29 protein-coding genes are annotated in these 23,104 nt (G+C 45.0%); 12 read left to right on the forward strand and 17 right to left on the reverse strand.

The annotated features are described in order from the left end of the window. Positions 1 to 21 precede the first annotated feature (21 nt). Both HYN59_RS09970 and HYN59_RS09975 read right to left on the reverse strand, forming a co-directional pair. Entirely contained in the window at positions 22 to 498 is a 477-nt protein-coding gene (locus tag HYN59_RS09970) for a response regulator transcription factor (protein WP_108778124.1), read from the reverse strand. 18 nt (positions 499 to 516) lie between these two features. Next, entirely contained in the window at positions 517 to 696 is a 180-nt protein-coding gene (locus HYN59_RS09975) for a hypothetical protein (protein WP_108778125.1), read from the reverse strand. A 176-nt stretch (positions 697 to 872) separates the two neighbouring features. Here HYN59_RS09975 and yaaA point away from each other — a divergent pair, with 176 nt between their 5' ends. Together yaaA and HYN59_RS09985 are read left to right on the forward strand one after the other, a co-directional pair. After that, positions 873 to 1,631: a peroxide stress protein YaaA gene (gene yaaA / locus HYN59_RS09980; RefSeq protein ID WP_108779701.1), complete on the forward strand. Its 759-nt coding sequence runs from the start codon at positions 873 to 875 to the stop codon at positions 1,629 to 1,631. Positions 1,632 to 1,634: 3 nt separating this feature from the next. Next, positions 1,635 to 2,144 carry a hypothetical protein gene (locus HYN59_RS09985; protein WP_108778126.1) on the forward strand — a complete coding sequence of 170 codons (510 nt, stop codon included), beginning with the start codon at positions 1,635 to 1,637 and terminating at the stop codon, positions 2,142 to 2,144. A gap of 69 nt (positions 2,145 to 2,213) precedes the next feature. On the opposite strand, the gene HYN59_RS09990 is transcribed toward HYN59_RS09985, so the two are convergent. The 5 genes from HYN59_RS09990 to HYN59_RS10010 form a co-directional block, all read right to left on the reverse strand. Further along, positions 2,214 to 3,803, reverse strand: a complete 1,590-nt coding sequence (locus HYN59_RS09990) for an MDR family MFS transporter (protein WP_108778127.1) — start codon at positions 3,801 to 3,803, stop codon at positions 2,214 to 2,216. A gap of 4 nt (positions 3,804 to 3,807) precedes the next feature. After that, complete coding sequence (locus HYN59_RS09995; RefSeq protein ID WP_108778128.1) at positions 3,808 to 4,887, reverse strand: HlyD family secretion protein; 1,080 nt, start codon at positions 4,885 to 4,887, stop codon at positions 3,808 to 3,810. Between the two features lie 6 nt (positions 4,888 to 4,893). Further along, positions 4,894 to 6,255, reverse strand: coding sequence for a TolC family protein (locus HYN59_RS10000; protein WP_108778129.1), 1,362 nt, complete (start codon positions 6,253 to 6,255; stop codon positions 4,894 to 4,896). Then, the gene (locus HYN59_RS10005; protein ID WP_108778130.1) at positions 6,245 to 6,868 is read right to left on the reverse strand and encodes a TetR/AcrR family transcriptional regulator; all 624 of its coding nucleotides are present in this window, start codon (positions 6,866 to 6,868) and stop codon (positions 6,245 to 6,247) included. Before HYN59_RS10005 ends, HYN59_RS10000 begins: the two co-directional genes overlap by 11 nt. Positions 6,869 to 7,060: 192 nt before the next feature. Next, positions 7,061 to 7,633, reverse strand: a complete 573-nt coding sequence (locus HYN59_RS10010; protein WP_108778131.1) for an anthranilate synthase component II — start codon at positions 7,631 to 7,633, stop codon at positions 7,061 to 7,063. A 266-nt stretch (positions 7,634 to 7,899) separates the two neighbouring features. Between HYN59_RS10010 and epsC the strand changes: the two genes are divergently transcribed. Then, complete coding sequence (epsC, locus tag HYN59_RS10015; RefSeq protein WP_108778132.1) at positions 7,900 to 8,715, forward strand: serine O-acetyltransferase EpsC; 816 nt, start codon at positions 7,900 to 7,902, stop codon at positions 8,713 to 8,715. Positions 8,716 to 8,726: 11 nt separating this feature from the next. After that, positions 8,727 to 9,635 (forward strand): cysteine synthase A, encoded by a 909-nt coding sequence (cysK, locus tag HYN59_RS10020; RefSeq protein WP_108778133.1) that lies wholly within the window; start codon positions 8,727 to 8,729, stop codon positions 9,633 to 9,635. A 258-nt stretch (positions 9,636 to 9,893) separates the two neighbouring features. Here the strand turns inward: cysK and HYN59_RS10025 are convergent, their stop codons facing one another. Genes HYN59_RS10025 through HYN59_RS10035 form a run of 3 tightly spaced genes read right to left on the reverse strand, consistent with a single transcriptional unit; the run spans position 9,894 to position 11,600 of the window. Further along, positions 9,894 to 10,463 carry a YceI family protein gene (locus HYN59_RS10025; protein WP_108778134.1) on the reverse strand — a complete coding sequence of 190 codons (570 nt, stop codon included), beginning with the start codon at positions 10,461 to 10,463 and terminating at the stop codon, positions 9,894 to 9,896. 32 nt (positions 10,464 to 10,495) lie between these two features. Continuing rightward, positions 10,496 to 11,128, reverse strand: coding sequence for an NAD(P)H-dependent oxidoreductase (locus HYN59_RS10030; protein WP_108778135.1), 633 nt, complete (start codon positions 11,126 to 11,128; stop codon positions 10,496 to 10,498). Between the two features lie 10 nt (positions 11,129 to 11,138). Continuing rightward, the gene (locus HYN59_RS10035) at positions 11,139 to 11,600 is read right to left on the reverse strand and encodes a MarR family winged helix-turn-helix transcriptional regulator (RefSeq protein WP_108778136.1); all 462 of its coding nucleotides are present in this window, start codon (positions 11,598 to 11,600) and stop codon (positions 11,139 to 11,141) included. A 131-nt stretch (positions 11,601 to 11,731) separates the two neighbouring features. Here HYN59_RS10035 and HYN59_RS10040 point away from each other — a divergent pair, with 131 nt between their 5' ends. From HYN59_RS10040 to HYN59_RS10050, 3 genes are read left to right on the forward strand one after another with little or no spacing between them, the layout of a single operon-like run. After that, entirely contained in the window at positions 11,732 to 12,289 is a 558-nt protein-coding gene (locus HYN59_RS10040; RefSeq protein WP_108778137.1) for a TlpA disulfide reductase family protein, read from the forward strand. A gap of 7 nt (positions 12,290 to 12,296) precedes the next feature. Continuing rightward, positions 12,297 to 12,908 (forward strand): thioredoxin family protein, encoded by a 612-nt coding sequence (locus tag HYN59_RS10045; RefSeq protein ID WP_108778138.1) that lies wholly within the window; start codon positions 12,297 to 12,299, stop codon positions 12,906 to 12,908. Positions 12,909 to 12,930: 22 nt separating this feature from the next. Next, positions 12,931 to 13,248, forward strand: coding sequence for a rhodanese-like domain-containing protein (locus tag HYN59_RS10050; protein WP_108778139.1), 318 nt, complete (start codon positions 12,931 to 12,933; stop codon positions 13,246 to 13,248). Between the two features lie 62 nt (positions 13,249 to 13,310). Here the strand turns inward: HYN59_RS10050 and HYN59_RS10055 are convergent, their stop codons facing one another. Beyond that, positions 13,311 to 13,742: a response regulator gene (locus HYN59_RS10055; RefSeq protein WP_108779702.1), complete on the reverse strand. Its 432-nt coding sequence runs from the start codon at positions 13,740 to 13,742 to the stop codon at positions 13,311 to 13,313. Positions 13,743 to 13,936: 194 nt separating this feature from the next. Between HYN59_RS10055 and HYN59_RS10060 the strand changes: the two genes are divergently transcribed. The 5 genes from HYN59_RS10060 (at position 13,937) to HYN59_RS10080 (ending at position 18,769) form a co-directional block, all read left to right on the forward strand. Then, entirely contained in the window at positions 13,937 to 14,455 is a 519-nt protein-coding gene (locus HYN59_RS10060; RefSeq protein ID WP_108778140.1) for a thioredoxin family protein, read from the forward strand. Positions 14,456 to 14,458: 3 nt separating this feature from the next. Next, entirely contained in the window at positions 14,459 to 14,842 is a 384-nt protein-coding gene (locus HYN59_RS10065) for a rhodanese-like domain-containing protein (RefSeq protein WP_108778141.1), read from the forward strand. Between the two features lie 105 nt (positions 14,843 to 14,947). Next, positions 14,948 to 15,697, forward strand: coding sequence for a histidine kinase (locus HYN59_RS10070; protein ID WP_108778142.1), 750 nt, complete (start codon positions 14,948 to 14,950; stop codon positions 15,695 to 15,697). Next, complete coding sequence (locus tag HYN59_RS10075; RefSeq protein ID WP_108778143.1) at positions 15,666 to 16,385, forward strand: LytR/AlgR family response regulator transcription factor; 720 nt, start codon at positions 15,666 to 15,668, stop codon at positions 16,383 to 16,385. Before HYN59_RS10070 ends, HYN59_RS10075 begins: the two co-directional genes overlap by 32 nt. 113 nt (positions 16,386 to 16,498) lie before the next feature. Further along, a complete protein-coding gene (locus tag HYN59_RS10080; protein ID WP_108778144.1) occupies positions 16,499 to 18,769 on the forward strand; it encodes a cation:proton antiporter domain-containing protein in 2,271 nt (756 codons plus the stop codon). 48 nt (positions 18,770 to 18,817) lie between these two features. On the opposite strand, the gene HYN59_RS10085 is transcribed toward HYN59_RS10080, so the two are convergent. The 6 genes from HYN59_RS10085 to HYN59_RS10110 all read right to left on the reverse strand — a co-directional run bounded on the left by HYN59_RS10085 (position 18,818) and on the right by HYN59_RS10110 (position 23,018). Beyond that, positions 18,818 to 19,240: a DUF3995 domain-containing protein gene (locus tag HYN59_RS10085; protein WP_108778145.1), complete on the reverse strand. Its 423-nt coding sequence runs from the start codon at positions 19,238 to 19,240 to the stop codon at positions 18,818 to 18,820. A gap of 71 nt (positions 19,241 to 19,311) precedes the next feature. Continuing rightward, entirely contained in the window at positions 19,312 to 20,079 is a 768-nt protein-coding gene (locus HYN59_RS10090) for an alpha/beta hydrolase (protein WP_181369413.1), read from the reverse strand. 16 nt (positions 20,080 to 20,095) lie between these two features. Continuing rightward, complete coding sequence (locus HYN59_RS10095) at positions 20,096 to 20,371, reverse strand: GNAT family N-acetyltransferase (RefSeq protein WP_108778146.1); 276 nt, start codon at positions 20,369 to 20,371, stop codon at positions 20,096 to 20,098. 10 nt (positions 20,372 to 20,381) lie between these two features. Next, on the reverse strand, positions 20,382 to 21,275 hold the full coding sequence (locus HYN59_RS10100) for a pirin family protein (RefSeq protein ID WP_108778147.1): 894 nt from the start codon (positions 21,273 to 21,275) through the stop codon (positions 20,382 to 20,384). Between the two features lie 66 nt (positions 21,276 to 21,341). Beyond that, positions 21,342 to 21,977, reverse strand: a complete 636-nt coding sequence (locus tag HYN59_RS10105; RefSeq protein ID WP_108778148.1) for an alpha/beta hydrolase — start codon at positions 21,975 to 21,977, stop codon at positions 21,342 to 21,344. Positions 21,978 to 22,082: 105 nt separating this feature from the next. Continuing rightward, positions 22,083 to 23,018 carry a ring-cleaving dioxygenase gene (locus tag HYN59_RS10110; protein ID WP_108778149.1) on the reverse strand — a complete coding sequence of 312 codons (936 nt, stop codon included), beginning with the start codon at positions 23,016 to 23,018 and terminating at the stop codon, positions 22,083 to 22,085. Positions 23,019 to 23,104 lie beyond the last annotated feature (86 nt).

Below are 23,104 nucleotides of genomic sequence, written 5' to 3' on the forward strand. Positions count from 1 at the left end.
TATGTGACTATTGAGGAATACTTAAGCAATCAATCCAAATCGCTTACCAACCTCTACCGCCTGTGTCCGCCGTTTTACTTCAAGCTTTTCAAATAGCTTAGAAGAATGTGTCTTCACAGTATTCAGCGATACGAATAGCCTTTCTGCGATCTCCGCGTTGCTCAGCCCTTCTGACATCAGCTGCAATACTTCCAGTTCCCGTTTGCTCAGCCCGAGCCTTTCGGCTTCTTCTTCATTAAAGGTAAAGTTTTTTTGCGCAGGGATGTGTATCTCTTTTTCAATGACAATGGTTTCCTTTTTCGGCTTGGCCAATTTTAAGGCGACCCAAATGCCAAGTCCCATAAATACAAGCGCTATCAGCCCGATATAGATATCGAGGGAGTTGCTGAGTATAAGGAAACGGAATTCAAACCACCGCAATACCAATAGCAGCAGCGCCAGGTATACGCCGTATAATATTAACTCCCTGTGTTTTATCAATGCCGAACGGAATCCCATAGTCAGGCAAAGATAAAATTATTTCTTTTCAGGAAGTCCCAGCGTTTCACGAAGCAGCTTTTCAAATCCTTTGTCGTACGGGTACGGCATTTTAGAATCCACAAAATTACCTTCCTTATCTATAAGGATAAGGCGCGGTATGCTTACGAGATCATACTGTTTGCTGAATATTGGGATATTACCGGCATGCAGATGCAATACTTCGACTTCGGCTTTCCCTCACGCGAGCTGCACTCATGCCGGTTACAACGTCCGACCTGCAAGGTTTTGAAAACCTTGTAGGTCTATTTGTCATCTTTTATCGTGGAATTAATACCTGCAAGGTTTTGAAAACCCTGCAGGAACCACTACTTTTGGATAAAATCAGAATTGAAATGAAAATCGTCATATCGCCTGCCAAAACACTTGATTACGAAAGCAAGCTGCCGGTACGCAAACACACACAACCTGCTTTTTTAGCCAATGCCGAAACCGTACACAAAACCTTAAAAGAAAAAACACCTGCCGAACTGCGGGAACTGATGGATATATCCGACAAGCTGGCCGACCTCAACTGGCAGCGCAACCAGGAGTGGAAAACGCCTTTTACCAATAAAAATGCCCGCCCGGCGGTTTATGCCTTCAATGGCGATGTATATACAGGCCTGGATGCCTATACGATACCCACAGCAAAAGTTGGCAAATTGCAGGACACCCTGCGGATATTATCAGGGCTGTATGGCCTTTTAAAGCCACTCGACCTTATCCAGCCGTACCGCCTCGAAATGGGCACGCAGATGGCGGTAGGGGAGAACAATAACCTCTATGAGTTTTGGAAACAGACTATAACCGAATCGCTCAATGACGAATTGAAAGACGGCGAGCTGTTCATCAACCTTGCCAGTAAGGAATATTTTGATGCTATAGATACCAAGGCGCTCAAAGTCCCTGTCATCACACCCGAATTCAAAGATTATAAAGATGGCGAATTGCGCATGGTAAGTTTCTTTGCCAAAAAGGCGAGAGGGATGATGGTGCGCTACATCATCGACAAGAATGTAAAGACACTCAAAGGACTGAAAGGCTTTAACTATGAAGGCTATGCTTTTGATCCGAAATTATCGAAAGGAAATACATTGATGTTTACAAGATAACATATGGAAGCTGGATACTTACTGAAATTTGTTATTGATGATAATTACAGCCGATTTGGTAAGTATATAAAAACGCGCCCCAGCATCGACAATCCCCAGCATATCAAAAAGCGGGACAAGGCAGAAGCGAAGAAGAAACAGAAGGAAAAAGACAAGGAAGAATATTTAGATACTATCTATACCTGGAGTTTAAGGAGGTTTTTAAGGCCCTTTCATGATAGTTGGTTTTATTATAATATGCCATCCAAGAAAACTGGAAATCTCCTGTCTGCCGATGTGATGCACGAAATCAATACCGATTACTGTTATGATTTTGAATATGAGCCCGAGGAAAAGGATATTTTGGTTATAAGATATGACTACCGTAACTCTCAGGTGAAAGGCTGGCCAAGGCCATATATATCTGAATATCTTTTATTTGTTTTCAAAGGCCAGAAATGGGAAGAAGATAATTTTATGATGAATCATTATGAAGATTTATATGATGGCATCCTTTATATAACTCCAAAATAAAAACCTCCGAAGTTATCTGCTTCGGAGGTTTTTGTCTAAAAGTACTATCTAAAAATCTAATAGTCTAAATTAATGCATCGCCTCGCTCATATCCACTTTTCCTTTTCCACGCCTTATCAATAGTATGAATGGTATGCAGATAAGGAACAGGATTCCCAGGTATAAGAATATGTCCATATACGATAACACGGTTGCCTGCCTTAATACGCCGCCCTCCATTGCCTTGTAGGCTTTGTCGAGCGCTTCATTCGCCGGGATCCCCTGTGCCATAAAGCCATGCTGTATCTGCGACACGCGCTGCTGCACGGCAAAGTCGGTAACCTGTTCATGAGCTACCAGGTTTACCCTGTGCGACTGGGTGTACCGCGTAATGAACGTACTGATGATCGCAATACCGAACGAACCGCCCAGCTGGCGCATCATTCCGGTAAAAGCAGCACCTTCGCCAATGCTTTTCCCTTTAAGGGTAGAAAGCGACATGGTGGTGATGGGTACAAACAGCAGCCCAAGGCCTACGCCGCGCATTATAAGCGGCCAGAAGAAATTCTCAGTACCGGTATCGGGTGTCATGATGTTGTACATCCAGTACGTGAACAGGAAGAACACGAGGAAGCCCGTAGCAACCATGTAGGTTTGCGGTATGCCCCTCTGTATCATCTGCCCGATTATAGGCATCATAAACGCGGTGGCTATCGAGCTTGGCATTAGCAATAAACCTGCATCGAGCGCGGGCCATCCGAGGATCTGCTGTGTGTAAATAGGTATGATGAAGGTGGTGCCATAGAGACCGAAGCCCATTATAAAACAAAGTATGGTGCCTATCCGCAGGTTGCTGTCTTTAAGCACCCGCAGGTTTACTATCGGGTGTTCGTATACAAGTTCCCGCCAAATGAAGGCAAACAACCCAAAGAGGCTCAGTACGCTAAGCCCGGTAATAAGCGGGTCTTCAAACCAGTCGTCCTGCTGCCCGTGTTCCAGCACGAACTGTAATGAGCCAATGAATAAAATGAGGAAGAGCATTCCCCACCAGTCTACCTGGTTAGCCTTCATCTTTTCGCCATATTTAGGGCTTTTCACATACATCAGCGTAAGCATGGCGGCAATGATTCCCAGCGGTATGTTGATGTAAAAGATATAAGGCCAGCTCCAGTTGTCTACGATCCATCCTCCCAGCGGGGGTCCGAGTGTAGGGCCCACAATAACACCCATACCGTAAATAGCCTGTGCCATACCGCGTTTTTCGGCAGGATAGCTTTCGGTGATGATGGTCTGCGCGGTTACCAGGAGCGCGCCCCCGCCCATACCCTGGATGAAGCGGAATATAACGAGTTCCCAGATGTTATCGCTGTTACCGCACAAAAAAGATGCTACGGTAAAGATCACAATACTTACCGCAAAATAGTTGCGGCGCCCAAACTGCTGGCTCAGCCAGCTGGTCATTGGGATTACAATTACGTTGGCTATCGCATAGGCGGTAATTACCCAGGCCACATCGGTAAGTGTAGCGCCAAGGCTGCCCTGCATCTGTTTCAGCGCAACGTTTACAATGGTAGTATCTACAATTTCAAGCAGGGCACACAGCACCGCGGTGATGGTGATGATAACGCGCCTGAAGCCGTATTCTACCAAGTCGTTCTGTACGGTTGGTCCTCCTGCCATGATATTAATCTAAATGTACGTCTACTTCTACGTTCATTCCCGGACGCAGCAGTTTGACTTTTTCTTTGTCGTTATTTCCTCTAAGGGTTATCTTCACAGGTATCCTTTGTACGGTTTTCACGAAGTTGCCTGTAGCATTATCCGGAGGCAATAGCGAAAAGCGCGCACCTGTAGCAGGGGAGAATGAGCTCACCTGGCCTTCAAATTCCACGTCCGGGTAAGCATCAGCCTTGATGATCACTTTTTGGCCTTCTTTCATCTTGGTCACCTGGGTTTCTTTAAAGTTGGCTACTACCCATCCGTCTTCATTGCTTATGACATAGAACAATGCCTGTCCCGGCTGCACCAATTGCCCCGGCTGTATGTCTATAGCGCTCACCTGCCCGTCTACAGCGGCAGTAACTACGGTGTAGCTAAGGTTCAGTTCGGCAGCTTTCAGCGTTGCTTTAGCCCTTTCGATGTTGGCGTTGGCCACTTCCGTCTGCTTGCCCGACACTTCACTGCGGCTCACGCTCGCTGCCCTTTGGCTTTTGCTTGCGGCTTCAGCCTGTTGCAACACGCGCAATTCTGCCTCGGCTTCCTGTTTGGCGGCCTGTGCCTGCTCAAACTGCTGTTTGGTAATGCTCTTGTTGTTGTAAAGGTTCTGGTAGCGCACAAAGTCATTATTAGCTCTCCATACACGCACCTTCGCCGCTTCGATGTTGCCTTTGCTGCTTTGGATTTGGGCTTCGCTTACGCTCACACCGGCCTGTGCACCGCCTATATCGGCTTTGGCTACAGCATAGCTTCCCTGTGCTGCGGCAAGGGCTGCTTTAGCCTCCTCTACGCGCACAACGTAATCTTTGTCATCTATTATAAAAAGTGTGTCGCCTTTTTTCACCATCTGGTTGTCTTTTACAAAAACTTTGGTGATGTAGCCCGTCACACGGGGTATGATAGGATTCATGTTCTTTTCTACCTGTGCATCATCCGTTTCCTCATGAACGCGTGAATGCATGTATTTAATGGTGCCGTACACCCCGCCTATAATGACAAGGATTATAAAAATTATGAGGAATTTCTTATTTGTTTTCTTCTTTTCCATGGGTGATTAGTTTTGATTTGATTGAAGATTGAACGATCCGGTGAGTTTGCCTGACGCGTTAAGCAGTTCGTAGTAACGCTGTGTCATATCGGCTTTAGAGAAGGCCTGGTTGAGTTTCGCCTGCAGCTGTTCCACGTCAGCCTCCAGCAGGTCGTTGGTATCTACAAGGCCGTTGTCGTATTTATCCTTAACGATCCTGTAGTTCTCAGTCGCCTGGTCTACAGCCTCTGTATAAACTTTATTCTGCTTCAGCGACAGGTTGTAGTTTTCAAGGGCTTCCTGCACCTGTACCTTTACACGGTCGGTAAGCAATGCTACCTGGTACCTGGTTTCTTCGGCACGGCTTTGGGCAGCCTTCACTTTCTTGTTGTTCTTAAAGATGCCCGAAATGTCATAGGACACGCCTACGCCAAAATTAACCGCATTGTATACCTGAACCACGTTCTGGATGTCTAAGGCCACGTAGCCCGCTGATAATGCCAATGAGGGGTAATAATCGCCCTTTGCAACTTTGATGTTGGCTTCGGCGGCCTTTTGCTGCCACCTTAAAGCTTCAAGGTCGCTGCGCTGCGCTATTGCTTCTGCCTCGGTAGCTGTAGGGGTTATTCCCTGCGCGTTTTTAAAATAAGCATCGCCTGTTACTACCTGTGTACCTTCGGGCAGTTTCAGCAGTGTTACCAATTGGTAGTTGATAACTGCAGCTTTCTTGCGGGCATCATCCAGTGTCAGCTGTATGTTGCTCGATTGCAATTGTGCTTTCAATAAGTCGTTGCGGGCAAGCAGGCCGTTCTGCTCCATAGCAGTAAAGTCGGTCACACGCTGGTCGGCGCTTTTCAGGTTTTCCTGTATCAGGGCAATCGATTGTTCTGCTTTGTACAGGTTCACATACAGCATGATCGCCTGCATGGCCAGCTGTTCTTTTGTGTTCGCTGCATTGAACGTTTGTGCCTTGTAGATGTTCTCAGAGGCATCAATGCTGTTCCTCAGCTTAAAGCCTGAAAAAATAGGCATGCTAAGGCTCGCCTGTGCAAACATGATCTGGTTTACACTCGGCGATGCCGTGCTTCCGCCGCTGCCATCGCCCGGATCTGCGGGTTCGTCGTTCCCAAGGGGGATCTTGAATTTCACCGTAGGGTTCGTAATCCTCATGTACTGCCCCGAAACTTTAAAGTCAGGATAGACATTGTTCTTCACATTGTCAACGTCCAGTTTGGAGGTAGTCACCCGTGTGTCGGCAAGGCCGGCTTCGGTGCTTTTTGTGGTGGCGAGGGAAATGGCCTCGTCGAGGGAGAGCGCCTTCTTTTCCTGCGCCTGCATTGCAAGGCCCAGGAAAAGAAGGAGTCCCGGCAATAGATTTCTAATTTTCATGTAATAAAAGCGCTTTAATTGTTTGTTTAATATGGGCAGTCAGTTCGTTCTTTATGTAGCTCTCAAAGGCTTCTTCGGTCTCAAGGCCAAGTATGGGGTCGAAGAATGCCCTGTTCATCTGGAAATGCACCAGGATGCCCATAATGGTGGGAGGGATGAGCACAATGTTGACATCTTTGCGGAACACGCCAAGTTCCTGTCCTTCCTGTATGATCCTCTTGAAGAGCTCAAGGTTTTGCCTTTTGATGTCGATAAAGGCTTTCATATCCATGATCCTCTTTTTGGAAGAAAGCTCAAAATGCATTATCTGGTACATGCATTTGTTCTTGTTGATACGGGAGATGTAAAGGTCTATAAGGCGGTCTACCTTTTCGAGAGGGGAGAGGGCTTCGTTGAATATATTTTCCAATTGCATCTTCATCCCCGATGTGCGGTGTATAATGAGCGCTTCAAGCAGCTTTTCTTTCGAGCCGAAATAATAGGATATCATCGCGATATTCACATTAGCCTCTTTTGCTATTGTCCTGATGGAAGCGCCGTCAAACCCTACTTCGGCAAACAGCTTTTCGGCTGCCTGCAGGATGTCGGTTTGCTTGTCGTTAAAATCTGTCATAGCGTCCTTACTAATTAATTGCGACGCAAAGTTAAACACTTGTTTAAATTAAACGTTTGTTTAATGGTACTGTTAACAACATTTTAACATAAAACGATTGCGATAATCACAATAGATAATTTCTATATGTAATTATTAATTAATTTATAATCAAGTTATAATATTAAATTACTTTATGTAAAGATTTACATGTTATTTATGATTAAGCCAATTTGCTAAAATGGCTTTCCCATCGGGAGTAAGCACTGATTCGGGATGGAATTGCACTCCTTTTACATCAAAAATTTTATGACGGAGCGACATCACCTGCCCCATTTTATCGACAGAGGTAACCTCCAAAACATTGGGTAACGTAGCCGGATCTACACTCCAGGAATGGTAACGGCCTACTTCAATCTCAGGTGGCAGGCCTGCAAAAAGTTGTTCGTCATCCACTGTAATACGGATGGTGGCAGCAACCCCGTGGTACACTTCTTCAAGGTTAATAAGGCTTCCGCCAAAGACCTCCCCAATGGCCTGCTGCCCCAGGCAGATACCCAGGATGCTTTTGGTGGGTGCGTACTTTTTTATGATGGCTTTCAGCAGGCCGGCCTCATCGGGAATCCCGGGTCCGGGAGAAAGCAGTATCCTGTCATATCCTTCGGGATTGTCAATGGATAGTTCGTCATTGCGAAGGACATCCACTTCGCAATCAAGCGCTTCCAAATAATGTACAAGGTTGTAGGTAAAGCTGTCGTAGTTGTCGATAACGAGTATTTTTTTCATAAAAAAGGGCTAAGTCCTGCAAATGTATAAAACATTAATTGGTAATTGTGACAATTCTATAAATCTACTAATTTAGTAGAGTAGTAACTTTTTTTTCATTAAATTTGTTCTGTATCTAACGTATTTCTATATGGTTCCGGCAAAAAATATCATGCAATGCAGCTGTTGTCCCTCATACCGGGATGGGCTTGCTATGGCATGATATAGGCTGAAACCTTATTAAACCGCAGAGCTCCTCCCGCCAGAGGGGCTTTTATTTTATAATTATGAAACATCCTGTCTATACCGCAAATTACCTGAGATCCGGCGTGCTTCCCGATAAGGCAAAAGCTGAATATTGGGTTGAGGAATTCTTCAGCTGGCTCTTTTGCATCAGCCCGAAGTATGCTGATTACGACTATTTTCTGGAGAAGGAAAAAGAACTTAAAAATGTGCTTTCTGATCTGCTGGAGTTGGCCGGATTAAATAGAATTGAAGCTGACTCATTTATTTTAAAACTAAATAATAAAGTTATTTTACTTCATCAAAAGCTTGAGGATGATCTTAAAGCCATATTTGAGTTCGACCCGGCGGCAAAATCGCGTAGTGAAGTGCTGGTTTCATACCCCGGATTCTTTGCTATTGCGGTCTATCGCATTGCCCATGAACTTTGGGAAAACAACGTGCCTGTCCTGCCCAGGATGCTCAGCGAATATGTACATGGCAAAACGGGCATCGACATCCATCCGGGGGCGAAGATAGGGGAGCGGTTTTTCATCGACCACGGTACCGGGATCGTCATTGGCGAAACATCGGTCATCGGTGACGATGTGAAGATCTACCAGGGCGTTACCCTCGGTGCGTTGAGCGTAAGCAAAGCAGATGCTTCAGTGCAGCGGCACCCCACAATAGGCAACGGCGTGACCATTTATGCGAACGCGACGATACTTGGCGGCGCTACCGTAATAGGCGACGGGTCGGTAATCGGAGGAAACGTCTGGATTACGCATTCCGTACCGCCCAATTCACTGGTGTACCATAAGAGCGAGGTGACTATAAAAAGCAGGGATGTATTCCCTGAACCATTAAATTTTGTAATATAAAAATTCAATATATGAAAGCAGATAGTATTTTAGGAACGATAGGGAACACCCCGCATGTGCAATTGGGCAGATTGTTCAAAGGCCGTAAAGTATGGGTAAAGCTGGAACGCAACAACCCCGGCAACAGTATAAAAGACCGCATTGCGCTGGCCATGATCGAGGATGCCGAGGCCAAGGGGCTGCTGAACAAAGACAGCATCATCATTGAACCGACATCGGGGAACACGGGTATCGGACTGGCATTGGTGGCTGCCGTGAAAGGTTATAAATTACTATTGGTAATGCCCGAGTCGATGAGCGTGGAACGCAGGAAGCTGATGTCGATATACGGCGCCGAATTTGAGCTTACACCGCGCGAAAAAGGGATGAAGGGCGCCATCGAAAAAGCTGCCGAACTGACTGCCTCAACTCCCAATGCATGGTCGCCGCGCCAGTTTGATAATCCTGCCAATGTAGAAGTGCATCAAAGAACCACGGCACAGGAAATACTGGCCGATTTCCCTGATGGGATCGACTACATTATTACCGGAGTGGGTACCGGAGGCCATATAACAGGCGTAGCATCCGTTTTAAAGGAAAAATTCCCAAACCTGAAGGTGTTTGCTGTGGAACCGGAATTATCGCCTGTATTGAGCGGCGGGAGCCCGGGCCTGCACCCGTTACAGGGAATAGGGGCGGGGTTCGTTCCGTCCATTTACCGCAGCGACCTTATTGATGGGGTTATCCAGGTGGGCAAAGACGAGGCTTATGAGTTTGCCCGAAGGGCAGCAAAGGAGGAAGGCCTTCTTGCAGGTGTTTCGACGGGCGCCTCCCTGGCGGCAGTTAATAAAAAACTGGCAGAGCTACCCGAAGATGCCGTGGTGCTAACGTTCAATTATGATACCGGTGAAAGGTATTTGTCTATTGAAGGATTGTTCTGACCACCTGCAAGGTTTTTCAACCTTGTATGTGTAATAAAAAAATAAACCTTCCGCTCCGCAAAGTCTATGACTTTGCGTAAGTGATGAAAGGTCTCCGACCTTTATTTGCATGTCATAGACATGCCAACACACCCACAAAGTCAGAGCCTTTGCAGAGCGGCTTAAATGCTCAGAATCTAGTGCCTCAGTAACTCAGACCCTCAGAAAAAAACAAAACCCCTGCCGAGGCAGGGGTTTCGCATTCAATTTAAATACTAATTAAAACTGTAGGTTTACATTAAGCGTGAACTCATCATAGATGGCTTTATCACCTATAGAGTCGAAGAAGCTTTTTGATCCGTAAACGATATCATACTTCGTCCTGTCTACTTTTAACGTAGTTGTTGCAGAATTCTTGCCCACAGTAAGGTCAAAAGTTACAGGCTTAGTAGTTTTTTTGATAGTAAGGTCAGCCGTTACAGTATATACGCCGGCCGATTTTGCCTTAACTGATTTGAAAACGATCTTTGCAGTTGGATAAGTAGCAGTGCCGAAGAAATCATCAGCTTTAAGGTGGCCTTCAAGCTTTTCTTTACCTTCTCCTGCCTTAAGGTCGCTTACGCTTATAGAGTTCATGTCAACAGTAACATTACCGCCTGTAAGTTTGCCGCTTTTAAAAGTAAGTACACCATCTTTTACGTTGATTGTACCTTCGTGCTTGCCGGTTACTTTTTCGCCGATCCAGCTGATCTTACTTTTTGAAGCGTTGATTTTTTTGTCCTGGGCTGTAGCTGTGATTGTTGAAAGGGCTACTACTAATGCAATTGCAATTGTTTTTAAATTTCTCATTGTTATTAATTATTTATTTTAGGTTTATTGAATTAGATGGTAATGAACAGCTCGTCTTTCGACTTTCTCACTTTTTTAAGGTGCTGGAATCTGTCGTCTTTGTGTCGGTAGCCTATGGTTGCTATCACTGCTGCGCTTAACCCGATTTTATCAAGTCCAAGCACCTCGTTTACAGCTGCCCTGTTGAAGCCTTCCATCGGGGTAGCATCTATATGCAATACCGCCGCAGCATTGATAAGGGATGACATAGCAAGATAGGCCTGTTTCGATGTCCAGAAATTTTTAGAATCTTCTGTCTGGCTTTCGATAAAACTGTGCATCGAATTGCTGAAAGGGGCAAGGCTTTCACGGCTGACTTCCCTGGTACGGATGATGTTGTCAAGGTAGTTTTCAATATGGCTGTGGCCCACATTGGTCTCATTGGCGAAAACAAACACATGCGATGCTTCGGTTATTGCCGCCTGGTTGTTGGATGCTTCCCTTAATAACCGGCGCACTTCAGGATTTTCTACGATGAGTACCTTGTAGGGCTGCAGTCCCATAGAGGAAACGCTCAGCCTTACGGCTTCTTTGAGCGTTTCGAGGTCCTGATCCGACACCTTTTTATCCGGATCGTATTTTTTGGTGGCATAACGCCACTGAAGGCTTTCTATATAATCGGTCATGGTTTTTAAATTAAAGTGATTCCCCCCTGTATTTTTCCAGCAGGAGGTTTATTGTTTCCAGTTCTTTATGGTCCAGGTTGCTGGCATAGCTTTCTTCGTGGCTGTGTACTTTCGGGTCAACGTCCGTAAGAAGGTCCAGGCCTTTTTGGGTGATGCTGATGTCCATTTTCCGCCTGTTATCGCTGCATACTTCCCGCGTTACAAGGCCTTTCAGCAGCAGTTTGTCTACAAGGCGGGTAGTGTTGCTCGTCTTGGCAATCATGCGCTCCTGTATCACACACATATTGGCCGGCTTGCCTTTCTGTCCCCTAAGTATCCTTAGAACGTTGAATTGCTCGGGCGACAGGTCGTAAGGCTTTAATATCTCATTAAAGCTTTCTGCCAGCAGGTTCTGCGTATACATAATGTTCAGCATCGTTTTCTTGCTGATCGATATGGGTGTTGTCGACTTTATAGCTTCTTCTATCTTCATTACAACTACAAAATTTGTATGTACAAATGTAGTATAAATTTTATTTGTATATACAAGTGTGGTGTTAAAATTTCAAAAAAAATATCGCAAGCTTTTTTTTCTCTAATTTTAGCTGGTTAAAAAATCAAATAATGGCTTTAAAAATAAGGAATGGCGCACTGTTGCTGGCCTTTTTGGGCATAATGGCAACTGCCTGTGCAAAAAAGGAAGAGAAGCCGGAAGTAGCCGAAACACCGGCCCCAAAACCACTAAAAGTATATTCGGCTGAGGGCGTTTCTGTCAAAGCGTATGATTTTGACAGGCTCGAATACTTCCTCAACAAGAAAAACGATACGACTTATGTAGTGAATTTCTGGGCGACATGGTGCGTGCCCTGTGTGGAAGAGCTGCCGCATTTTGAACAGCTGAATGAAAAGTATAAAAAAGATAAAATCAAGGTGCTGCTCGTAAGCCTTGATATGCCAAAAATGGCAGAGAGCAAGCTGTTGCCCTTTATTAAGGAGAAGCAGCTCAAGAGCGATGTGGTTTTGCTGCGCGACCCCGACCAGAACACATGGCTGCCAAAAGTAGATTCTACATGGAGCGGTGCTATCCCGGCTACCATAATATATAATAAGGACAGCCGTAAGTTTTATGAAAGGTCCTTTACCTATGAGGAACTCGAAAAAGAAGTAAGCAATTTTAAATAACAACTATATGAAAACAATAAAGATTTTAGGGATATTTTTGGCAGTAGGGCTTTTGACGGCCTTTACTGTGGCAAAACCTTTGGGCGGTTATAAAGTAGGCGACATAGCGACCGATTTCAGCCTGAAAAACGTAGATAACAAAAAAGTGTCCTTAAAGGATTTCAAAGATGCGAAAGGCTTTATCGTAGTCTTTACCTGCAACCATTGCCCGTATGCCCAAGCGTATGAAGACAGGGTGATTTCCCTTAATGCCAAATACAAAAAGCTGGGCTACCCGGTTATTGCTATCAACCCAAACAATCCTGAAAAGCAGAAAGACGACAGTTTTGTAAAAATGCAGGAAAGGGCAAAAGAAAAGAAATTCACGTTCCCATACCTGCTGGACGAAGGGCAGAAGATCTATCCGCAATATGGCGCTACCAAAACCCCGCACGTATATGTATTGCAGAAAACGGCTAAAGGCAATGTGGTAAAATACATTGGCGCTATCGATGATAATTATGAAGATGAGACGGCGGTTAAGCAAAAATACGTTGAGAATGCGGTTGATGCCCTGCTTAAGAATAAAGAAGTAACTGTAAAAGAAACCAAGGCTATTGGCTGTTCTATAAAAGCATAATACCTTTGACAAAAACGAACCAATGAATATTTCACAACAGGAATGGTGGGAAAAATTGCAGGAAGACAGCAATGCTGTAATCCTGGATGTACGCACCTCAGACGAATGGAACCGCGGCATCATACCGGGAGCCATAAATTTAGACATCTACAAAGGGCAGGGTTTTATCTACGGCCTTGAAGAGATGGATAAGTCCAAAAACTATTATGTATATTGTGCGGCAGGCGCCAGGAGCGGGCAGGCCTGCAATATAATGAGCCAGCTTGGTTTTTCCACTACATACAACCTTGTAGGGGGAATGAACAGCTGGGCTGGGCCGGTGGCAATGCCGGAAGAATAATTTTCCGCTTATTGAATCAAGTAAAGAAAAACGGGCTGTCTTGAAGAGGCAGCCCGTTTTTTTTATTGTTTCTTAGACGAAAAGGAGTTGATGTTTACCTTCCAGTAATCAACAAGGTTCTTTATCTTCTCTTTATATTTATTGTAATCATTCCCTTTGTGGATGTAGCCCTGTATGGAGAGCTTGTTGGCCTGCTTAAGGGAATGTTCGTCCTGTGCGTTGGAAATAAAGATATATGGAATGTCTTTGTCCAGTAAGATTTCCTCATTCAGGATAATATTCCGTAGTTCAAATCCGCCCAGTTTAGGCATGTTAATGTCGGAAATAATAATGAAAGGCTCAATCTCCGGCCTGCGGATATAGTCTAACGCTTCAGTACTGTCAGAAAAAAAAACGATTTTGTTTTTGTAGCCAAGGTCCCGGAAGATCTCCCTTAAAATATCCCTGTCATCTTCATCATCCTCAATAACAAGTATATCCCTGTGCATTTTCATAAAACAGTACGTTTTTTTAGGTTTAATATTAGTTTTCGGTGTGGTGATGCAAAATATAAATTTTTTAAATATATTATTTATGTTCTGAGGCAAAATGTTTCCAAGATTATACATTTTATCATTTTTGGCACGGTAAAAATTATCACCATCAAAAAAGTATTTTTGCTACCTTGCCGGTACTAAATAAACGTGCAATGAAAATAAAAACAATCGTTACCTGTCTTTTCCTTTTAGCAAACCTTGCAGTCGCAACAGCACAGGAAAGCGCTTCCTCAATTTTGGAAAAAGCTTCGGCGCAGGCCAAAAAAGAGAATAAAAAAGTATTCGTAATGTTCCATGCCTCATGGTGCAGCTGGTGCAAAAAAATGGATAACAATATGAAAAGCGATGCCTGCAAAAAGCTCTTCGACGATAATTACGTAGTGGCTCAAATTGTAGTGAAGGAATCACCCAAAAACAAGAACCTTGAAAACCCGGGAGGCGATGAGTTGCTTAAAAAGTTTAAGGGCGAAAAGGCCGGACTGCCATATTTCGTAATACTTGATCCTAAAGGCAACCTGCTGGCCGACTCCAATGATGCTAAAGGCCAGAACCTCGGCTGCCCTGCCACACCGGAAGAAGTAGCGGTTTTTACCGAAAAGCTCAAAAAGACATCGAAGCTTACCGATAAGCAGCTGGCAGTGATTACTGAAACATTTATCATTAAAAAATAAGTCATGAAAAAACTGATAGTGCTGTTCGTATTGACGCTCTCCTTATATTCGTGTGAGGCACAGCAAAAGAAAGGTGTAGAGCGTGTTGCTCCTGCAGAATTCGCCAAAGAAATGGCGGCAGATAAAGGCCAGGTGGTCGATGTACGTACGCCAAAGGAATTTAAAAGCGGGCACATTGCCGGTGCGGTGAACATCCATTTATATGATGCCGATTTCGGGCAGCGTATTGATAAGCTCGATAAAAAGAAAACCGTATATGTGTATTGTAAGGCGGGTGGCAGGAGTGCAGAAGCTGTAGAGTCTCTTAAGTCAAAGGGCTTTCAGCACATTGTTGAGCTCGATGGCGGCACCGATGCCTGGACAGATGCAGGAAAGCCTCTTGAGTAATAATTTCAGATTTCAGATTTTTTACCACTCATACTCTCAAATAACTTAGAGAATTTATGCGGCGGGAGTGAAGCTCAATCTGAAATCTAAAATCTAAAATTGTATATGGTTACTCCTCTAAACATAATCCTCCTCTCCATCCTGGTGTTGTTCTTCATCATCATTGTGGTGCTTATTTATCGCCTTAATATCTCGGAAAAAGTCAGGAATAAGTTCGAGACAAAATTCGTAGAGCTTGAAAACAAAGCAAATACGCTGCAGCTACAGACGCTCGAGGCCCGGCTGAACCCGCATCTGTTCAAGAACATTCTCAATTCGATACAATCACATGCTTACCAGACCTATTTTGCGATGGACAAGCTTTCCAATGTGTTGGATTTCATACTTTACGAAAGTCAGAACCGTTTTGTGAGCCCAAAAGAAGAAATAGAGTTTGCCCTGAACCTTATCGAGATCAACAAAATAAAGATCAGCCCGCTGTTCGCTATCACTGTTAAGAAGAAGATTGATGAGCAGGACCCGCTTTACACTCAAAAGATACTGGCACCGCTGATATCCATAGACCTTATCGAGAATGCCTTCAAGCATGCCGACCTGCAAAGCCCTGATGCTTTTATTTCTATTATTATAGAGTTTCGCGACAATTATTTTTCACTGACGGTATCTAATAAGGTGTCTAATAAATCCGCTTTCCTGAAAGAGCATGGCGGCATAGGTTCGGCTACACTGGAACAACGCCTCAAGATAATATACAAGTCGTGCTATAAGCTGGAACGGTATGTAGAGGAAAACGTATATATTGCACAACTAAAAATAAACTTGCTTGAATACAAAAATCAGATGCTTACTGCTTGATGACGAGCTTCCCGGGCTGGCTTACCTAAAAATGATATGCGAGCAGATGGACGAGCTCGAAGTAGTGCGCGCCTTCAACAGTCCTGAAGTGCTTTTGAACGAATGGCAGTCGCTGGATTTCGACCTGCTTATCACCGATATCGAAATGCCGGGCATGAATGGCCTCCAGGTTGCCGATGCCATTAAAGGCAAAGCCATAATATTTACCACGGCCTATAAGAACTTTGCGGTTGATGCCTTCGACAGGGATGCGGTAGACTATGTGGTAAAGCCTGTAAAACAGGAACGCCTGCTGCAGGCAGTGCAGAAAGTAGCGGCACGGCTGGCGAAGACAGAAAAAGCGCCGAAACAGATACAGCTCAATACCGACAGGGGCAAGGCACTGATAAGCACAGCAAAAATATTTTGTGTAATAACATCGGATATCGACAGCCGCGACAAAATAATCATACTTAGCGATAAGACAAAAGTCATTGTGAAGAACTGCTCTTTCGAAAAATTGCTCGAAATGCTCCCTGAAGATGAATTTAGCCGCATCAACAAAAAAGCGGTCATCGCATTAAAACACGTACAGTTTTATGCGCATGATGAAATTACCGCCGATATGCTGCTGCCCGATGGCAGGCACTACACGTTTCCGCTGAGCGAAATATACCGCAGCGACTTCACTGCAAAGGTCAAAAAGTAGTTTCATTACATTTTTTAGCCACTTTATTACAAAAGCGTTTTCAAGTAAAAGCAATGTGCTGTTTCCTCCTGATTTCTGTGTAATATTGTGCCACTTTTTAGCCAGTATTACAAATGAAGAACTTTAAGAGCAGTCTTTTTTATGTCTGCGTTATCGCTGTATTTTCCGCAATCATCTATTGGTTGCTCCACAATGGCAGGCACCTTGAAGAAGGCCGTACAATTATACAGAAACCAACTGATACAGGGCAATGGGAAGATTTCCTGGCCTCAATGACCGACAATCTCACGCATCCCCTGGCTTTGCTTCTTGTACAGATAATCACTATCATTTTTGTAGCCCGCCTTTTCGGGTGGATATGCAAAAGGATAGGACAGCCAACGGTTATTGGCGAAATGATTGCCGGCATCGTGCTTGGCCCGTCGTTGGTTGGCACCATGTTCCCGGAATATTCTGCAATGCTTTTCCCGAAGGAATCATTAGGCAACCTGAAATTCCTAAGCCAGATAGGCCTAATTTTATTCATGTATGTAGTAGGCATGGAACTCGACCTTAGTGTACTGAAGAATAAAGCAAAAGACGCAGTTATCATTAGCCATGCCAGTATCATCATACCTTTTACATTGGGACTTGGGCTTGCTTATTTTATTTATACGCAATTTGCGCCTCCGGGCATCGAGTTCATGGCTTTCGGCCTCTTTATGGGTATTGCGATGAGCATAACGGCATTTCCGGTACTGGCGCGTATCGTTCAGGAGCGGGGGCTGCACCGTACCCGTATCGGGGCGCTCGGGATAACCTGTGCCGCCGCCGATGATGTTACCGCCTGGTGCATCCTTGCTGTGGTGATTGCCATTGTAAAAGCAGGCTCGTTCGTGAGTGCACTTTATGTAATAGGGCTTTCTATTGCCTATGTATTCCTTATGCTGTGGGTGGTAAAGCCGTTCCTCAAAAAGATAGGTGAGCTTTACGGTAATAAGGATAATATCACCAAGCCGGTAGTAGCGATATTCTTCCTTACGCTGCTTATTTCATCGTATACCACCGAGATCATTGGTATCCACGCGCTTTTCGGGGCGTTTATGGCCGGGGCTATAATGCCGGAGAACATGCGTTTCCGAAGCATATTCATTGAGAAAGTAGAAGACGTATCGCAGGTAATGCTGCTGCCGCTGTTCTTTGTATTTACGGGCCTTAATACCAACATCGGCTTGCTGGACGACCCGTATATGTGGAAGGTATGCGGCGTTATCATATTAGTAGCCGTGGTGGGGAAATTTTTCGGAAGTGCCATTACGGCGCGGGTAGTAGGGCAGAACTGGCGTGACAGCCTTACCATTGGCGCATTGATGAATACCCGTGGGCTGATGGAGCTCATAGTACTGAATATAGGTCTGGAGCTCGGCGTACTTTCTAAGCCGATCTTCTCGATGATGGTGATCATGGCGCTGGCAACCACGTTCATGACGGGCCCGGCGCTCGACCTGATAGGTTTTATATTCAACAGGAAGAAAAATTATATCCCCGCAGAAATACGGCAGGTGAGCAAATTCAAGGTACTGGTTTCTTTCGATAGTCCCGAAGGGGGTAAAACCCTTTTGAGGCTTGCAAATGCCTTTGTAAAAAAGATGGATCGTAACGCGATGGTAACCGCAATGCACATATCGCCAAGCAGCGAGATCCATACTTTTAATCTTGAGGAGTACGAAAAGGAGAGTTTCAAGCCGGTACTGGCAGAAGCCGAAAACCTCAACCAAAATGTGACCACCCTTTTTAAGGCCTCTACCGATATGGATACTGATATTGCCACCGTTGCCAACAAAGGCGAGTTCGACCTGGTACTGATCGATATAGGGCGTTCCATATTCGAAGGGACGCTGTTAGGGAAAATATTAGGCTTCACTACAAGGATCATCAATCCTGAAAGCCTGCTCAATACTTTTACGGGAAAAGAAAAGCTGTTCGAGAATTCTCCTTTCGATGATAAAACACAGCATATCCTGAGCAAGACCGAAGCGCCGGTAGGTATTTTGGTTGATAAGGAATTCAGGAGCACTGATAGGGTATTCCTTACGATATTCGATCCTTCCGATGCCTTCCTTATCGATTTTGCACAAAAGCTCATCAGCAATACCGGTTCGCAGGTTACCGTGCTCGATGCTGATGGTATGGTGAAAAACAATGCCGCGATCAAAGAAAGCATCCGCATCATTGAGCACAATGTACCGAACCACATCAAATTACTAAGCGAAAGAAAGATCGAAAAAGAATTCCTTCAGGGGCAGGACCTCATGATAATAAGCGTTGACAGCTGGAAAAAACTGGTAGAATCGCGCAGTACATGGCTCAACCACACACCATCGCTGCTGATCATGAAACAATAAAGAAATCAATTTAATTTAGAAAGAGGATGATCGTAAGGTTATCCTCTTTTATTTTATCCATGCCACGGCAAGTGTAAGCACGGCTATAAAAACGCACAGCGGGGAATAGTAGCGGATATCGTTTTTGGCGAAAAGCGTACCGTTGGCTTTCCTGAAAAAACCGATGTACCTAAAATCGCCTATAGCCCTAAGCAGAAAAACAATTGCTATTGCTGTTGATGCATACCGGAAGATGTCCCTGCCTGCGAACGCCTTAAAAATACCCATGTTGCCAATGCTGATGAAGGCGAAAAGCCCCATAGCCACACCTATGGCAAATGTGCCGTAAATTCCGGGACGGAAGCGGCGCTGGCTTTCCGAAAGGGCAGGAAGTACCGCATTCATTCCCCAATTACCTCCCAAAGCCCAATAGATGTGCAGGAAAGAAAGCAGGATGAAAATGGTCGCATCAATAAGCACTAAAAGCATCATTGCACTGGTTTTAAAGTATAAAGGTACTCAAACCGGCAATGTGGAGTTTTTAATGCTTTGCCAAAAAGCAGTTAAACATTTGCTATCAGCAGCCAGTCGATGATATATTCGGCTTCTTCCTGCCAAGACGGGAGCTTCAGGACAAAGTGATTTTTTCCTGCGAACTCCTGGTATCCGGTAACCGAATGGCTACGGTCATATTTCAGGTAATTGTCATAATTGAGCGATTCAGGCGTCATCTTGTCGGCCGTCCCTGAGATAAACAGCAGCGGCGGATGCGGCTTTTTAAAATCGACTTTAGCGGTGTCCTTCAATACTTGTTTCGATTCGGGGATAACAAATTCATTATACGATGCTTCCTGTTCCTTTTCGCCCATGCCATTGGTGAAAGATTTTTTCCATTCATTAAGGCTCATAAGATGGGTTTTCTTTGCTGAGGTTAAATATCCCAGGGGTTTCTTTACCGAGTCAAATAACCGGACACCCTGCGGCGGCACCGAATGTATAGCAATACCTGCAGCAACAAGGTCTTTGTTTACAAGCACCTGCACAATCAGCCCACCCAACGAATGCCCAATGACTATAGGCTTTTCTGGTAGTTTTGCAATTATAGCTATATAATGGTCTTGTAACTCCTGAAGGCGTAGCCCTGCGAGGTCTGTATCATTAGGCCTGCGGTTACGCAATTGTTCTGCCGTGCCGTCTTTATACGGCCAGGGCGGCGCAATGCAATTATATCCTTTACCCGTAAACCAGGCTATCCAGTCATCCCATATATGATGCGAAACAAAAGCCCCGGTGATAAAGACAATTGTTGTGGTAGTAGTTGCTGCAATCATTTTTTTAAATAATGTGTTATGCTAACACATCGCGAATCTCCTCTTTTCGGTCAAACATCTTTTTCGCAAAAGGGCAGAGGGGTATTATCTTCAGGTTTTTTTCCCTTGCAAAAGCTACCGCCTTATCCAGGAGTTTCATCCCGACACCTTTGAACTCGGGGTTGCCAACGGTGTGCTCAATGATGAATTTATCATCTCCTGCCCATACGTACGTCATCAATCCGGCCTGTGTATCGCCTTCAACGGCTTTAAAATGGCCTTTTTTGCCATCATCAAAATGTATTATTTCCATTTGGGTTGTTTCATTTTTTAATGTTAAATCCGGTTTGGTCCGGTAGCGGCACAAACCCTGTTTCGCCCGGTACCGCAGGGAATTCCCTGTTAGTCCAGCGTTGTTTTGCATCTTCTATCATCTCCGGCGATGAAGCTACAAAGTTCCAGTAAATGTGGCGCGGCTCAGGAAATGGCTCCCCGCCGAATATATATACGACAGAATTCTCATTCAGGATGAATTCACATAGCGAAGAATCTTTAGCCACCAGCAATTGCTTGGGCAAAAAGGTATTTCCATCACTCTCAATACTCCCTTCCAATATATATAGTCCGCTTTCTCCAAAAAGGTTGCGTCCGATAGATAACTTTTTTTTGTCGGTGCTTTTCAGTTCCAAAAAATATAGGGGGCTGTATACGGGAACGGGCGATTTCCTGCCAAAGGCTTCACCCGCGATAAGCTTTACAGAAACCCCGTCGATATCCCATACAGGGAGTTCCTCCTCGGTTATATGCGCAAAAGATGGCTCCATCTGCTCCAGTTCTTTCGGAAGCGCCACCCATATTTGCAGGCCGTGCAGGTGCTTCTCGGAATGGCGGAGGTGCTCGGGTGTGCGCTCTGAATGTACGATGCCTTTCCCGGCGGTCATCCAGTTCACCTGCCCCGGGGTAATTTCTATTTCGGTACCTAAACTGTCGCGATGCATGATGCTGCCTTCGAATAAATAGGTAAGGGTAGAAAGGCCGATATGCGGGTGCGGCCCCACATCCATATTCTCGTTGTCTTTAAGCGCTACCGGGCCCATATGGTCTATAAAGGCAAATGGCCCTACGGTACGCTTTTCCCTAAAAGGTAAGAGTCTTCCAACAAGGAAATTGCCTATATCACTGGGACGCTCTTCTATAATCAGGCTTATATTGGACATAGCTATTTTTTTACAGCGTTAAGTTACGGAATATTATCTATATATTAACTATTGGCTTACAGTTGCTTACTGTTTTGTACTGAAGTTTTCTGACAGCCACAGGGCAGAAAGGTGTATATCTTCTGACGTCAGACCGTGGCCTGTAGCAATCTGGTGAGCGTCGACCCGGAAACTAAGATTTTTGAGGTTTTCAACATAAGCAGCCGTATCCGCAGGATGTACCGTAGGGTCAAAGCTGCCCGAGCTGAGGAATATTTTTGTATTGCCTTTAGCGCCGGAGAGTGCCATCTTTTTAAATGGCTGCATGGGCCTGTACAGTATTGCCCCTGCCAACAGATCGGGGTACTTTACAAGCGTTGCCCCAGCGATATTCGCCCCATTGGAATATCCGAGAGCAATTATCTTGTCAGGGTCAAAACCTTCTTTTGCAGAAAGGCCTTTAATAAAAGCCGCCATTTCATCGGTACGGAAAGCAAGGTCTTCTTCATCAAAGATACCCATGCCCAGCCTTTTGAAGAAACGCGGCATTCCGTTCTCGGATACATTGCCGCGAAGGCTCAGGATATTGTAGCTCTTGCCAAAGTTTTCTGCCAAAGGTAGCATATCATTTTCATCGCCGCCCGTACCGTGCAACAGGAGCAGGGTATAGGCATCAGGGTTTCCGGATGCTTTATAGATGTATTTTAAAGGTTGAAAGTTCATGATTGTTATTTTTTAAAGGTTTTTGTCATTCTGACGAAGGAAGAATCTCTTTGATATATTGAGATTCTTCACTTCGCAGACTTCGTTCAGAATGACATACGGTAATTAATTTATAGTAACCAAATGCGCCTCGATATCCTCGCGGCGTGATTCATACTGGGCAGGCAATTTCAGGTTTTTGCCAAGCTCTTCCAGCGGTTCATCGACAGTAAAGCCGGGATTATCGGTAGCAATCTCGAATAATACGCCGCCCGGTTCCCTGAAATACAGGCTGTGAAAGTAATTACGGTCGATCTGAGGGGTGATGTTCAGTCCGGCAGCGGCCACTTTTTCCCTAAAATGCATCAGGATTTCGTCATTTGCAACCCTGAAGGCTACGTGGTGTATTGTTCCGTTGGCTACATGGCCCAGTTTTTCCTCTTTCAGTTCTACAATGTCAACGATAGCTGCATTTTCAACCGCATTCGTTACAAAACGGTTGCGGGTAACCTCTGTCGCGGCAAGCCTGTACCCGAAAATATCGGTCAGTATCCTTGCGGTGCCCGCCATATTGTTCAGCGTAAGGGTAATATTATGGAATCCCCTCAATGCTGCATCGGCGCCCACTTCTTCTGTGGTCCATGGCTTGCGGCTGTCATTGGCTACTTCTGTCAGTTCCAGCTTCAGTCCGTCCGGGTCAAGGAAAGTAAGGTAGCGTTCGCCGAATTTCTCAGCAGGTTTGTTATAGATGACGTTATATTTCTCAAAACGGTCAATCCAGAACTCGAGGCTGCCTTTTGGTACGGAATAGCCTATCTCTGTCGCCATACCCGCACCCCTGCGGCCCTGCGGTATGCCGTTGCCCCACGGGAAGAAGGTCAGTATCGTACCGGCGCTTCCTGTTTCGTCGCCAAAGTAAAAGTGGTACGTGCCGGGATCGTCAAAATTTACTGTTTTTTTGATGAAGCGAAGCCCTAATATTTTAGAGTAAAAATTGAAGTTGCATTGCGCATCACCGGCAATTGCTGTAATATGGTGAAGGCCTAAAATTGTATTTTCCATGATGTTTATATATTTAAATTTGATAGTGTAAAATTACATCCATCAACGCTTCAAAACATTGAACTGGGACAAGAAAGACAGACAGA

Origin of the sequence: Flavobacterium album, from assembly GCF_003096035.1 — a bacterium.
GTDB lineage: Bacteria > Bacteroidota > Bacteroidia > Flavobacteriales > Flavobacteriaceae > Flavobacterium > Flavobacterium album.